The sequence below is a fragment of the Roseinatronobacter sp. NSM genome (genome assembly GCF_052379845.1).
Lineage (GTDB): Bacteria > Pseudomonadota > Alphaproteobacteria > Rhodobacterales > Rhodobacteraceae > Roseinatronobacter.
Map to the genome: position 1 here is coordinate 136770 of NZ_JBQTCF010000001.1, position 14056 is coordinate 150825.

Annotated in this window: 13 protein-coding genes; all 13 read left to right on the top strand. The window is 60.2% G+C overall.

From position 1 onward, the window contains the following. The first annotated feature begins 105 nt into the window (after positions 1–105). The 13 genes from thrS to ACTZWY_RS00695 all read left to right on the top strand — a co-directional run bounded on the left by thrS (position 106) and on the right by ACTZWY_RS00695 (position 14045). Positions 106–2052: a threonine--tRNA ligase gene (thrS, locus tag ACTZWY_RS00635; RefSeq protein ID WP_444788732.1), complete on the top strand. Its 1947-nt coding sequence runs from the start codon at positions 106–108 to the stop codon at positions 2050–2052. A gap of 143 nt (positions 2053–2195) precedes the next feature. Then, on the top strand, positions 2196–3359 hold the full coding sequence (locus tag ACTZWY_RS00640; protein WP_444788733.1) for an isovaleryl-CoA dehydrogenase: 1164 nt from the start codon (positions 2196–2198) through the stop codon (positions 3357–3359). 34 nt (positions 3360–3393) lie between these two features. After that, positions 3394–3882, top strand: coding sequence for a lysozyme inhibitor LprI family protein (locus ACTZWY_RS00645; protein ID WP_444788734.1), 489 nt, complete (start codon positions 3394–3396; stop codon positions 3880–3882). An 88-nt stretch (positions 3883–3970) separates the two neighbouring features. Beyond that, positions 3971–5575: a carboxyl transferase domain-containing protein gene (locus ACTZWY_RS00650; RefSeq protein WP_444788735.1), complete on the top strand. Its 1605-nt coding sequence runs from the start codon at positions 3971–3973 to the stop codon at positions 5573–5575. 138 nt (positions 5576–5713) lie between these two features. Further along, complete coding sequence (locus ACTZWY_RS00655; RefSeq protein ID WP_444788736.1) at positions 5714–7648, top strand: ATP-binding protein; 1935 nt, start codon at positions 5714–5716, stop codon at positions 7646–7648. Continuing rightward, positions 7645–8277: a glutathione S-transferase family protein gene (locus ACTZWY_RS00660; protein ID WP_444788737.1), complete on the top strand. Its 633-nt coding sequence runs from the start codon at positions 7645–7647 to the stop codon at positions 8275–8277. The genes ACTZWY_RS00655 and ACTZWY_RS00660 overlap by 4 nt, the downstream gene beginning before the upstream one ends. A gap of 2 nt (positions 8278–8279) precedes the next feature. Next, complete coding sequence (locus ACTZWY_RS00665) at positions 8280–9137, top strand: hydroxymethylglutaryl-CoA lyase (RefSeq protein WP_444788738.1); 858 nt, start codon at positions 8280–8282, stop codon at positions 9135–9137. Further along, positions 9137–9919, top strand: a complete 783-nt coding sequence (locus ACTZWY_RS00670; RefSeq protein WP_444788850.1) for a crotonase/enoyl-CoA hydratase family protein — start codon at positions 9137–9139, stop codon at positions 9917–9919. The genes ACTZWY_RS00665 and ACTZWY_RS00670 overlap by 1 nt, the downstream gene beginning before the upstream one ends. 236 nt (positions 9920–10155) lie before the next feature. Further along, a complete protein-coding gene (locus ACTZWY_RS00675; RefSeq protein ID WP_444788739.1) occupies positions 10156–10557 on the top strand; it encodes an NADH-quinone oxidoreductase subunit A in 402 nt (133 codons plus the stop codon). Then, on the top strand, positions 10548–11081 hold the full coding sequence (locus ACTZWY_RS00680) for a NuoB/complex I 20 kDa subunit family protein (protein ID WP_444788740.1): 534 nt from the start codon (positions 10548–10550) through the stop codon (positions 11079–11081). The genes ACTZWY_RS00675 and ACTZWY_RS00680 overlap by 10 nt, the downstream gene beginning before the upstream one ends. 11 nt (positions 11082–11092) lie before the next feature. Then, complete coding sequence (locus ACTZWY_RS00685) at positions 11093–11701, top strand: NADH-quinone oxidoreductase subunit C (protein WP_444788741.1); 609 nt, start codon at positions 11093–11095, stop codon at positions 11699–11701. Next, positions 11701–12918, top strand: coding sequence for an NADH-quinone oxidoreductase subunit D (locus ACTZWY_RS00690; RefSeq protein WP_444788851.1), 1218 nt, complete (start codon positions 11701–11703; stop codon positions 12916–12918). Before ACTZWY_RS00685 ends, ACTZWY_RS00690 begins: the two co-directional genes overlap by 1 nt. Next, positions 12918–14045 (top strand): NADH-quinone oxidoreductase subunit E, encoded by a 1128-nt coding sequence (locus ACTZWY_RS00695; RefSeq protein WP_444788742.1) that lies wholly within the window; start codon positions 12918–12920, stop codon positions 14043–14045. Before ACTZWY_RS00690 ends, ACTZWY_RS00695 begins: the two co-directional genes overlap by 1 nt. Positions 14046–14056: the final 11 nt, after the last annotated feature.

Here is a 14056-nt window from a genome sequence, read left to right on the forward strand (position 1 = left end):
AACGATGTCAGCTTGACTTTCGTTCCCCCGAAAGCGAAATCAAGCCCCCGACATAACCCGCAACCGGGCGTTCCGTGGGCGCCAGAACGACGAGGAGCACGGCCAATGGCCCAGATTTCCCTTAAATTCCCCGATGGCAATACGCGCGACTTCGCAGCAGGCATAACCGCTGCCGAAGTGGCCGCGTCGATTTCCACATCCCTGGCCAAGAAGGCCATTTCGGCCACTGTGGACGGCGCGCATTTCGATCTGCAATGGCCCATCATGCAAGATGCCAGTATCGCCATTCACACCCTGCAAGATGACACGCAGGCGCTGGAATTGATCCGCCATGATCTGGCGCATATCATGGCGCGCGCGGTGCAGGAAATCTGGCCTGATGTGAAGGTGACCATCGGTCCCGTGCGCGACAAGGGCTGGTTTTATGATTTTGACCGCGCCGAACCCTTCGTCCCCGAAGACCTTGCGCAGATCGAAGCGAAGATGCGCGATATCATCAATGCCCGCGACCCTGTGCGCACCGAAATCTGGGACCGCGCGCGTGCCATCCAGCACTACAAGGACGCGGGTGAGCCGTTCAAGATTGAACTGATCGACCGCATCCCCGAGGGCGAGCCGCTGCGCATGTATTGGCATGGTCCCTGGCAGGATCTGTGCCGCGGCCCGCATCTGCAAAATACCGGGCAGGTGCCCGCAGATGCCTTCAAGCTGATGAATATCGCGGGTGCCTACTGGCTGGGCGACAACACGCGCCCCATGCTGCAGCGCATCTACGGTGTGGCCTTCAAGAACCGCAATGACCTGAAGGCCCATCTCACCATGCTGGAGGAAGCCGCCAAACGCGACCACCGCAAGCTGGGGCGCGAAATGAACCTGTTCCACATGCAGGAAGAAGCCCCCGGTCAGGTGTTCTGGCACCCCAATGGCTGGTCCATCTATACCAACTTGCAAGATTACATGCGCCGCCAGCAGCGTAAGGGCGGCTATGTGGAAGTGAACACCCCCCAAGTGGTGGACCGCAAACTGTGGGAGGCCTCAGGTCATTGGGAAAAGTATCAGGAAAATATGTTCATCGTCGAAGTGGATGAAGACCATGCCCGCGAAAAGGCCGTGAATGCCCTGAAACCCATGAACTGTCCCTGCCATGTGCAAATCTTCAATGTGGGTCTGAAATCCTACCGGGATTTACCGTTGCGCATGGCAGAATTCGGGTCTTGCAACCGCTATGAACCCTCCGGCGCGCTGCATGGCATCATGCGGGTGCGCGGCTTCACACAAGATGACGCGCATATCTTCTGCCGCGAAGACCAGATAGAAGCGGAAACACGCAAATTCATCGATTTCCTCTCCGCGATCTATCGGGATCTGGGGTTTGAGAACTTCCGCATCAAATTCTCGGACCGGCCCGAAACGCGCTCCGGCTCGGACGAGGTGTGGGACAAATCCGAAAACGCCTTACGCGCCGCCACCGAAGCGGCCGGCTACACCTATGAGGAAAACCCCGGCGAAGGTGCGTTTTACGGCCCCAAGCTGGAATTCGTGCTGACCGATGCAATCGGCCGCGACTGGCAATGCGGCACCCTGCAGGTGGATTTCGTTCTGCCCGAACGGCTGGACGCCACCTATATCGGTGCCGATGGTGGCAAACACCGCCCCGTTATGCTGCACCGCGCGGTGCTGGGCAGCTTTGAACGCTTCATCGGCATCCTCATAGAAAACTTTGCGGGTAAACTGCCCTTCTGGCTGGCCCCGCGTCAGGTGGTTGTCGCCTCCATCATCTCCGATGCGGATGACTATTGCCGCGAGGTGCTGGAAACGCTGCAAGCCGCAGGCATCCGCGCCGAACTGGATCTGCGCAACGAAAAAATCAACTATAAGGTGCGCGAGCATTCCGTGGGCAAGGTGCCGGTCATTCTGGCCATTGGTGCGCGCGAAGTGGCCGAACGCACAGTGTCCGTGCGCCGCTTGGGGGAAAACCGCACCTCCACCGAAACCCTCGACGCTCTGGTTGAGACGCTGCGCGTGCAAGCCACCCCACCGGACCTGCGCTGACCTGGCATTTTCATCTTGCCAAAAATACTCATCACAGGGGGCGCTCGCGCCCCCTGTCTTTTTCTATGCAAGAATTTGTTTGACGCCTGCGCCTCCTTCGGCTTATGAATTGAACATTCGTTCAGTTAACGGGGGATTGGCGCATGTTCACAGCCTCAATGAATTTTGACCTTGGCGAGGAGGTGAACGCCCTGCGCGACATGGTTCACCGCTGGGCACAGGACCGCGTCAAACCCATGGCGGCGGAAATTGACCGCACCAACACTTTCCCCGCTGCCCTGTGGCGCGAAATGGGGGATCTGGGGTTGTTGGGAATTACCGTCTGCGAAACCTATGGCGGTGCCAATATGGGCTATCTGGCGCATGTCATCGCGGTGGAAGAAATCGCGCGCGCCTCGGCGTCTGTGTCGCTGTCTTATGGCGCGCATTCCAACCTGTGCGTCAACCAGATCAAACTGAACGGAACAGATGCACAGCGTGACCGCTACCTGCCCAAACTGGTCAGCGGCGAACATGTCGGCGCGCTGGCCATGTCCGAAGCGGGCGCAGGGTCAGATGTGGTCAGCATGACCCTGCGCGCCGACAAGAAAAACGACCGCTATATCCTGAACGGCACCAAATACTGGATCACCAATGGCCCGGACGCCGATGTTCTGGTCGTCTATGCCAAAACTGATGCGTCGGCGGGCAGCAAGGGGATCACCGCCTTCCTGATCGAAAAATCCATGACCGGGTTTTCCACCAGCGCGCATTTTGACAAGCTGGGCATGCGCGGGTCAAACACCGCTGAACTGGTGTTTCAGGATGTGGAAGTGCCCTTTGACAATGTGCTTGGTGATGAAGGGCGCGGCGTGCGTGTCCTTATGTCGGGGCTGGATTATGAGCGTGTTGTGCTGTCGGGCATTGGCACGGGCATCATGGCGGCGTGCCTTGATGAAATCATGCCATACCTGCGCGACCGCCACCAATTTGGCCAACCCATTGGCAATTTCCAGCTGATGCAGGGCAAGATCGCCGATATGTATACGGCCATGAATTCTGCGCGCGCCTATGTCTATGAAGTGGCCAGGGCATGTGACCGGGGCGCGGTCACGCGCGCGGATGCGGCGGCGTGCGTGCTTTACGCGTCCGAACAGGCCATGGTGCAGGCCCATCAGGCCGTGCAGGCCATGGGTGGCGCGGGCTTCATGAATGACAGCGCTGTCAGTCGCCTGTTCCGCGATGCGAAGCTTATGGAAATTGGCGCAGGGACGTCTGAAATCCGGCGTATGCTTGTGGGGCGGGACTTGATGGGGGCAATGGGTTAGGATTGGTCCAGTGCTTGTCAAAAAGGAAAACCCCATGCGACTGATCGGCTGTTTGATCACCCTTATGGCCGCGCCCGCAGCCGCCACAGGCCTGCGCTTTGATGCTACCCCGACCGAGATATGCCTTGCCGACGTGTCAGATGGCGCGCAAAGCTATGAATGCATCGGGCGCGCCGCCACGGACTGCATGAAACAGCCCGGCGGCGAAACGACGGTTGGCATGGGCTTTTGTCTGGATGCGGAACTGAACCTCTGGGACGGTAAACTGAACGGGGCATATCAAGCGCTGCGCGCGGATTTGACAGCACAGGATGCAGGGCGCGGCGATGCGGCCATTTCCCTGTCTGAAAGTGCGCGCGACATGCAGCGCGCATGGATCGGGTTTCGGGATGCGCGATGCAGTTTTGAAGCCGCCCAATGGCATGGCGGCACCGGGGCCAGCCCCGCCTTTTTGGGCTGTGCCATGACCATGACGGCCGAACAAACACTCTATTTGTGGTCCCTGTTGCACGGTGCGCGCTAGCAATGGCGGTTGCATACACCAAAGCGCGCCTGCACAGGTGCCCCGACCGGGCGCGCCGTCACAGGCAATTCCATATCGGGGGAAGGGCATGAAGCTGAGCTCATCTGTCTTGACTGGGTCGGAGGCGTTTCGCGCCAATCAGGCTGCCCATCTTGCCGCGTTGGCCGAAATCAGGGCCGCCCAGACCCTTGCCCAAGCGGGCGGCGGCGAGAAGGCGCGCGCGCGCCACATCTCGCGTGGAAAGATGCTGCCCCGCGACCGTGTTGCCAATCTGCTGGATGCAGGCAGCCCGTTTCTGGAAATTGCCAGCACCGCCGCGCATGGACTGTATGACGGGGCCGCGCCTTGTGCAGGGGTAATCGCGGGTATTGGGCAAGTGTCGGGGCAGGAGTGTATGATCATCTGCAATGATGCCACTGTGAAGGGGGGCACCTACTACCCCATGACAGTCAAGAAACACCTGCGCGCGCAGGAAATCGCCGCCGAAAACCACCTGCCTTGCATCTATCTGGTCGATAGCGGCGGCGCGAACCTGCCCAATCAGGACGAGGTGTTCCCCGACCGCGACCATTTCGGGCGCATCTTCTACAATCAGGCGCAGATGTCGGCCAGGGGCCTTGCGCAGATCGCTGTTGTGATGGGGTCCTGCACTGCGGGCGGGGCCTATGTGCCCGCCATGTCGGACGTCACCATCATCGTAAAGGGGCAGGGCACCATCTTTCTGGCCGGTCCGCCACTGGTCAAGGCGGCAACCGGCGAAGTGGTCAGCGCCGAAGATCTGGGCGGCGGTGACGTGCATACCCGCCTGTCGGGTGTCGCGGATTATCTGGCCGAAGATGATGCCCATGCGCTGGCGCTGGCGCGCCGCGCTGTCAGTTATCTGAACCGCGCAAAGCCCGCGACGGTTCAGTGGCAGACGCCCGAAGACCCTGCCTATGACCCGGATGAAATTTTCGGCGTGGTGCCCGCTGACCTGCGCACCCCCTATGACATCCGCGAAGTGATTGCGCGTGTAGTCGACGGGTCGCGCTTTGACGAATTCAAACCTCGCTTCGGCGACACGCTGGTAACCGGCTTTGCCCATGTCATGGGCTGCCCTGTGGGGGTCGTGGCCAATAACGGCGTGCTGTTCTCCGAAGCCGCGGTCAAAGGCGCGCATTTCGTGGAACTGTGCAGCCAGCGCCGCATTCCACTGGTGTTCTTGCAAAACATCACGGGTTTCATGGTCGGGCGCAAATATGAAAACGAAGGAATCGCGCGCCATGGGGCCAAAATGGTCACGGCAGTGGCCACCACAGCAGTTCCCAAAATCACCATGCTGGTGGGCGGGTCTTTCGGCGCGGGCAATTATGGCATGGCAGGCCGTGCCTATGGCCCGCGATTCTTGTGGACATGGCCCAACAGCCGCATTTCCGTAATGGGCGGCGCACAGGCGGCAGGGGTTCTGGCCAGTGTGAAACGCGATGCATTGGAACGCGCCGGCCAAAGCTGGAGCATGGAAGATGAAACCGCATTCAAGCGCCCCACGATAGAGATGTTCGACCGCCAGTCCCACCCGCTCTATGCCAGTGCGCGGCTTTGGGATGATGGGATCATCGACCCCCGCCAATCGCGGAAGGTGCTGGCCCTGTCCCTGCGCACAGCGCTGAATGCACCCATAGAGGAAACACGCTTCGGGGTGTTCAGAATGTAAAAAAGACGCCTCCGGCGGGAGTATTTGGGGCAAGATGAAACCTGTATCCCTTCATCTTGCGTCAAATACTCCGGGGGGGAATCGCCGCAAGGCGATGGGGGGCAGCGCCCCCCAGCCACAGCAAAGGACTGCGGAGAGATGTTTGACAAGATCCTTGTAGCCAATCGCGGTGAAATTGCCTGCCGCATCATCCAGACAGCGCGTTCCATGGGCGTGCGTTGTGTGGCAGTGTATTCCGACGCGGATGCAGGCGCGTTGCATGTGGAACTGGCTGATCAGGCTGTTCACATTGGTGGACCTGCCTCGCGTGACAGTTATTTGCGCGGCGATGTCATCATTCGCGCTGCGCTGCAGACAGGGGCGCAGGCCATTCATCCTGGTTATGGTTTTCTGTCGGAAAACCCCGAATTCGTTGATGCGGTCGCTGCTGCAGGGCTGGTGTTTATCGGTCCTTCGGCCAGCGCGATCCGCGCCATGGGGTTGAAAGACGCGGCCAAGGTGCTGATGCAGGATGCCGGTGTGCCGGTGGTGCCCGGTTATCATGGCACCAATCAGGACCCTGACCATCTGGCACATGCTGCGGATGCCATTGGCTATCCGGTGCTGATCAAGGCGGTGGCAGGCGGCGGCGGCAAGGGCATGCGGTTGGTTGAGGCGCCGTCAAGCTTCATGGAGGCGTTGGAAAGTGCCAAGGGCGAGGCGGCAACTGCCTTTGGCAATGATGCTGTATTGATTGAGAAATACGTCACCAAGCCGCGGCACATCGAAGTTCAGGTGTTCGGGGATGGGCGGGATGCGGTGCATTTGTTTGAGCGCGACTGCTCGCTTCAGCGCCGCCATCAGAAGGTTATTGAAGAAGCCCCGGCCCCGGGGATGACCGACGAGATGCGTTCGGCCATGGGACAAGCGGCGGTGCGCGCGGCGCGTGCCATTGGCTATTGTGGCGCGGGCACGGTGGAATTCATTGTCGATGGCAGTGACGGGCTGCGCGCCGACCGGTTCTGGTTCATGGAAATGAACACGCGCCTGCAAGTAGAACACCCCGTGACCGAAGCGATTACCGGCGTGGATCTGGTGGAGTGGCAATTGCGTGTCGCGGGGGGGGAAGCGCTGCCATGCACCCAAGACCAGTTGTCGATCACTGGCCACGCCCTTGAGGCGCGGCTGTATGCTGAAGATGTGCCTGCCGGGTTTCTGCCTGCAACGGGGCGGCTGCAGCATTTGCGGTTCAGCGACATGGCCCGCACTGATACCGGCGTGCGCGCGGGCGATGACATAAGCCCGTGGTATGACCCGATGATTGCCAAGATCATTGCCCATGGGCCAAGCCGCGCGATTGCCCTTGCGCGGTTGCGCGCTGCACTGGCGGACACGGAAGTTGCCGGTTCCGTCACCAATCTTGCGTTTTTGGGTGCGCTGACCCGGCATGAGGGTTTTAGCGCGGGTGATGTTGATACAGGGTTGATCGGGCGTGATATCGCGGGTCTGACCGCACAGGTTGCTGTGACGCCTGCCGAATTGGCGGCTGCTGCGGCCTGTGCCACGGGGTTGGCGCAGTTGCGAGACCCGCTTGCGGGGTTTTGCCCTTCGGGGCCGGTCTGGCGTGATCTTGCGCTGACGTATGGCGAGGATGTGCATCACCTGCGGCTTGCTGTGACCGGCCCCGCGCAGGCCCTTGTTGCGGTGTCGGGGGGGCAGGTTGCGGTCAGGGCCTGTGACGGGGGGTATCAGGTGCAAGGGCTGCGCGTGGCTGCGGCCTGTCTTGGGGGGCAGGTGTATCTGTTCGGGGCAACCCCCCGTGTGTTTGCCCTGTCTGATCCGTTATCGCGCCAGACAGGGCAGGGGGCGGGCGCGGATGGCGTGGTTGCGCCCATGCCGGGGCTGGTCAAGGCCGTGTTCGTCAGCGAGGGGGACAAGGTGGACGAAGGCGCGCGGCTGTTGGTGCTGGAGGCCATGAAAATGGAACACACGTTGACCGCCCCCCGTTCCGGCTGCGTGGCAGAGGTTCTGGCGCAAGCGGGTGCACAGGTTGCAGCGGGGGATGCGCTGATCCGGCTGGAGGACGCGCCATGATCCGCCTTTGGCATGTCGCGCAATCGCGGTCCCTGCGGGTGGTGTGGATGCTGGAGGAGATGGGCGCGCAATATGACCTGATCGCGTGCAGTTTCTTTGACCGCTCCTTGCGCGGGGCTGATCATCTGGCACGGTCCCCCGCCGGTCGGGTGCCGGCACTGGAGGTGGATGGGCAGGTGATGTGCGAAAGCGGTGCGATCTTGTTGTATCTGGCGGAATGCCGCGCGCCGCATTTGCGGGTGCCCGAAGGGGCGGCGGGGCGTGCGGCGTTCCTGCAGGGGGTGCATTATGCCGAAACGCTGGGGGCGCATCTGGCCAATCTGACGCAACATCACATTGTCTTGCGCGAGGATGCCATGCGCTCGCCCACGGTCATGCGGCTGGAAGCCATGCGCCTGGAAAATGCCCTGCGCGCCATTGGGCCGGGGTGGGTGGCAGGGGAATTCAGCGTGGCGGATATCGCGCTGGGCTATTCGGTGTGGATGGCGCGGCGTTTTGTGGTGCTGCCAGCGGATGCGGCTGTTTATGCCGATTTGGTTCATGCCCGCCCGGCATTCCAGCGCGCTTTGGTCAAGGATGGGCCGGCGCAGATATACACGCGTGATTTTTATCCGCCACCGCAGGGGTAAACATGACCAATGTTGAAATCTTCGAAGTTGGCCCGCGCGACGGGTTGCAGAATGAACAGCGCCTGATTCCGACAGCGGATAAGGTGGCCTTGGTGGATTGCCTCAGCGGTGCGGGCTTCCGCCGGATAGAGGCTGCAAGTTTCGTCAGCCCCAAATGGGTGCCGCAAATGGCTGATTCCGCAGATGTTCTGGCGCGAATTACCCGCGCGCAAAGGGTGCGCTATGCCGCGCTTGTTCCCAATATGCGCGGGTTTGAAGCGGCCGTGAAGGCCCATGCGGACGAGGTGGCGGTTTTCGCGTCTGCCTCTGAAGGGTTCAGCCGTGCGAATCTGAATTGTTCGATTTCTGAAAGTCTGGCGCGGTTTGTCCCCGTGATGGACGCGGCCCGCGCGGTTGGAATTCCGGTGCGCGGCTATGTGTCTTGTGTCACTGACTGCCCGTTTGACGGTCCTGTTGCACCCGACGATGTGGCGCATGTGGTGGGCGCGTTGCGTGACATGGGGTGTTATGAAATCAGCCTTGGCGACACGCTGGGGCGCGCCACACCGGACCGTATTGCCGCCATGCTGCGCGCTGTGGTGCAGGAAATGCCTGCCGACAAGCTGGCGGGGCATTATCATGATACTGGCGGGTGCGCGCTGCACAATATTGAGGCCTCGCTTGAATTCGGGCTGCGCGTGTTTGATGCGGCGGTGGGCGGGCTTGGCGGGTGCCCATATGCACCGGGCGCGTCGGGGAATGTGGCCACAGAATTGGTGCATGACTGGCTGGTGGCGCGGGGGTGGGACACCGGACTTGACCGCGATGTGGTGGCAAAAGCCGCCCAGTTGGCGCGCGCCATGCAAAAGGGGCCTGCATGATGTTTGACACATTGACCATTGACACAGACGCGCGCGGGGTGGCCACGCTGGCGCTGGCGCGCCCTGAAAAACACAATGCCCTTTCGGCGCAGATGATTGCGGAACTGACGGCCGCCGCCGCGCAACTGGGCGCAGATGACGCGGTGCGCGTTGTGGTGCTGACGGGCACTGGCAAAAGCTTCTGCGCGGGCGGCGATCTGGGCTGGATGCAGGACCAGATGCGCGCCGACACCGCCACCCGCGCGACCGAGGCCCGAAAACTGGCCGACATGCTGGGGGCCTTGAACCGCCTGCCAAAACCCCTGATCGGGCGGGTTCAGGGGCAGGCTTTTGGCGGCGGCGTTGGCTTGATGGCGGTGTGTGATGTGGCCATCGGTGTTCAGGGCGCCAAATTCGGGCTGACAGAAACCCGGCTGGGGCTGATTCCGGCCACCATTGGCCCCTATGTTGTGGCCCGTATGGGGCAGGCCATGGCGCGGCGGGTGTTCATGTCGGGGCGTGTTTTTGACGCTGATGAAGCGGTAGCGCTGGGCCTGCTGGCGCGCGCGGTGCCCCCGCAGGATATGGACGCTGCCATACAGGCCCAGGTGACCCCCTATCTGGCCTGCGCGCCCGGTGCGGTTGCCCGCGCCAAAGCCCTTGTGCAGTATCTGGGCGCGGGCATGCCCCCCGATTCTGTCGACCATTCCATCAATGAACTGGTGTCCGTCTGGCAAACTGCTGAAGCACAAGAAGGCATTGCCGCATTTTTTGACCGCCGCAAACCGCGATGGCAGGCATAAGCTGCCGCCTGCGCGCGGCTTTTCAAGCGCCGCGCGCGTTGTTGCAACGCAGGCTTCGGGCGATGTTAACCTGTAGGGTTTATCCTTCGCACTGCGCCGTGTGTCTGTGCGGTATGCAATAGTATTCAATGCGCGGTTTTTTCCTGCAATCGCTGTGCGGCTTTGGTTGACCCCATCGCCCTACAGGAGTAGAGGAAGGGCAGCCAAGTTGCGGTTCAGGGGGCCAGCGGTCCACAATGTGCCTCTGTTCCCGCGCGAAAAAGGAGCCAAAGGTGGAAGATCTACTTGCATCCTACCTGCCCATTCTGATTTTCCTTGGAATCGCTGTTGTGCTTGGATTGGTGCTGCTTTTGTCAGCAATCATCATCGCAGTGCGCAACCCCGATCCTGAAAAAGTGTCGATTTATGAATGCGGTTTCAACGCATTTGACGACGCCCGCATGAAATTCGATGTCCGATTCTACCTGGTGGCGATCCTGTTCATCATTTTCGATCTGGAAATCGCGTTTCTATTCCCGTGGGGCGTTGCCTTTTCTGAAATGTCCATGACGGCATTCTGGTCGATGATGGTGTTTCTGGGCGTGCTGACAGTTGGCTTTGCCTATGAATGGAAGAAGGGGGCGCTGGAATGGGAGTGATGACCGGGGCGAATACCGCAGGCGCGGACCGCGAAGTTGCCACGCAGGCGTTGAACCGCGAATTGCAGGACAAGGGGTTTTTGCTGACCTCCACCGAGGATGTGATCAACTGGGCGCGCAACGGGTCGCTGCACTGGATGACATTCGGCCTTGCGTGCTGTGCGGTTGAAATGATCCACGTTGCCATGCCGCGCTATGACGTGGAACGCTTCGGCACCGCCCCGCGCGCAACGCCGCGCCAGTCCGACCTGATGATCGTTGCAGGAACGCTGACCAACAAGATGGCACCTGCCCTGCGCAAGGTCTATGACCAGATGCCAGAACCGCGCTACGTCATTTCAATGGGGTCTTGCGCCAACGGGGGCGGATACTACCATTACAGTTACTCGGTTGTGCGCGGGTGCGACCGCATTGTTCCGGTGGATGTTTATGTGCCCGGTTGTCCACCCACAGCAGAAGCGCTGCTATATGGCATCTTGCAATTGCAGCGCAAAATTCGCCGCACGGGCACATTGGTCAGGTAAGGGGTCTGCATATGTCGGATGCATTGAAGGAACTGGCCGGTCAGATCGAACTGCGCATGCCTGATGCGGTTGTCGGTCATGACATCGCATTCGGGGAACTGACGGTCACCACCACGCTGGCGCAACTGACCAAACTGGTGCGCTTTTTGCAAAGCGATGAAAACATGCGGTTTTCAACGCTGATTGACATTACCGCGGTGGACTGGCCCGGCCGGCGCAAGCGGTTCGATATGGTCTATCATTTCCTGTCGATGTATCGCAATCACCGCATCCGGCTGAAGCTGGACGCGGGTGAGCATGACATCGTTCCATCGCTGACGGGCATTCACCCCAGCGCGAACTGGTTTGAACGCGAAGTGTTCGACATGTTCGGCATCCTGTTTTCCGGCCATCCGGACTTGCGCCGCATTCTGACCGATTATGGCTTTCGCGGGCACCCGCTGCGCAAGGACTTCCCGACAACGGGCTACACTGAAGTGCGCTATGACGAATCGCTGAAACGTGTGGTTTATGAGCCTGTGCAACTGGTGCAGGAATATCGCCAGTTCGATTTCATGTCCCCATGGGAAGGCGCGGAATACATCCTGCCCGGAGACGAGAAGAAAGAGGCCGCGACATGATGGATGGCAGCTATACCCCCGATACGCTGACCGATGAACAGCGTATCCGCAATTTCAACATCAATTTCGGCCCCCAGCACCCTGCGGCGCATGGCGTTTTGCGTCTGGTTCTGGAACTGGACGGCGAGATTGTGGAACGCTGCGACCCGCATATCGGCTTGTTGCATCGCGGCACCGAAAAGTTGATGGAAAGCCGCACCTATTTGCAAAACCTGCCGTATTTTGACCGGCTGGATTATGTTGCGCCGATGAATCAGGAACATGCGTGGTGTCTGGCCATTGAACGGCTGACCGGCGTGCAGGTGCCGCGCCGCGCATCGCTGATTCGTGTGTTGTATAGTGAAATTGGCCGCATCCTCAGCCATCTTCTGAACGTCACCACGCAGGCTATGGATGTCGGCGCGCTGACCCCGCCGCTTTGGGGGTTCGAAGAGCGTGAGAAGCTGATGATCTTCTATGAACGCGCCTGCGGGGCGCGGTTGCATGCGGCCTATTTCCGGCCCGGCGGCGTGCATCAGGACCTGCCGCCTGCGCTTCTGGATGACATCGAAACCTGGGCGCATGCCTTCCCCAAGCTTCTGGATGACATCGAAGGCTTGCTGACAGAAAACCGTATATTCAAGCAACGCAATTGCGATATTGGCGTTGTTTCCGAACAAGAAGCGCTGGATTGGGGCTATTCCGGTGTCATGGTGCGCGGGTCCGGGCTGGCTTGGGACTTGCGGCGCGCGCAGCCCTATGAATGCTATGATGAATTCGATTTCAAGGTTGCTGTGGGCAAGAATGGCGATTGTTATGACCGCTATCTTGTGCGCGTGGCCGAGATGCGCGAAAGCACCAAGATCATTTTGCAAGCCATTGAAAAACTGCGCGCCCCCGAAGGGCAGGGGGACATTCTGGCGCGCGGCAAGATTACGCCGCCCAAACGCGCCGAGATGAAAACCTCCATGGAATCGCTGATCCACCATTTCAAACTGTATACCGAAGGGTTCCACGTCCCCGCAGGCGAGGTGTATGCCGCTGTTGAGGCGCCCAAGGGCGAGTTCGGCGTCTATCTGGTGGCAGATGGCACCAACAAACCCTACCGCGCCAAGCTGCGTGCGCCGGGTTATCTGCATCTGCAAAGCATGGATCATATTGCCAAAGGGCACCAACTGGCCGATGTGGCCGCAATCATCGGCACCATGGATGTCGTGTTCGGAGAGATTGACCGCTAATGCTGCGCCGCCTGCACCCAGATCAACCCGCTTCTTTCGCGTTCACGCCCGCCAATCAGGCATGGGCGCAAGCGCAGATCACCAAATACCCCGAAGGCCGTCAGGCCAGTGCGATTATCCCGCTTTTGTGGCGCGCGCAGGAACAGGAAGGCTGGCTGACACGGCCTGCGATCGAACATATCGCAGAAATGCTGGGCATGGCGTATATCCGGGCGCTGGAAGTGGCGACCTTCTACTTCATGTTCCAGTTGCAACCTGTTGGGTCCGTTGCGCATTTTCAAGTTTGTGGCACGCTGTCATGCATGATTTGCGGTGCCGAAAAACTGATTGAGGTGTGCAAGCAGAAAATTGCGCCGCGCGCGCATATGCTGTCGGCAGACGGGAAATTCAGCTGGGAAGAGGTTGAATGTCTGGGCGCATGTTCCAACGCGCCCATGGTCCAGATCGGCAAGGATTACTACGAAGACCTGACCGCCGAAGGGTTTGCGCAACTGATCGATGATCTGGCCGCAGGCAAGGTTCCCACGGCAGGCCCGCAAAACGGGCGCTTTTCGTCCGAACCGCTGGGCGGGGCCACATCGCTGCAGGATTATACTGGCGAGGCGCAGAATGGATCGGTCGCGCTGGCCACGCGCATTGGTGATACCATCAAGCGCATTGATGGAACCGAAGTGCCGTTGCTGACACCCTGGCAGGACAAGCCGGCAGCGGCCAATGCGGTGACGCCCGGCACCATCAAGGAACATGAACCCAAACCGGCCATCTCCACCCCCGTGGATAAAACCGGCGTATCCAAGCAAGAAGCGCAGGCAACCCCCAAGGCCAAACCCGGTGCAGACCCCAAAGCCGCTGAAACTGCCCAACCCGCCCCGCAAATGCTGACGGCGCCACAAGGCACCGCAGATGATTTGAAATTGCTAAAAGGGGTGGGGCCAAAGCTGGAAGGCGTGCTGAACGACCTTGGCGTGTTCCATTTCTGGCAGGTTGCGGTATGGACCCCTGATGATGTGGCATGGGTGGATGACAGGTTGAAGTTCAAGGGCCGGATTGAGCGTGATGGCTGGATTGAACAGGCCAGAATTCTTGCCAATGGTGGCGAGACTGAATTTTCGAAACGTGCCAAGTAGTGTAACAGGAT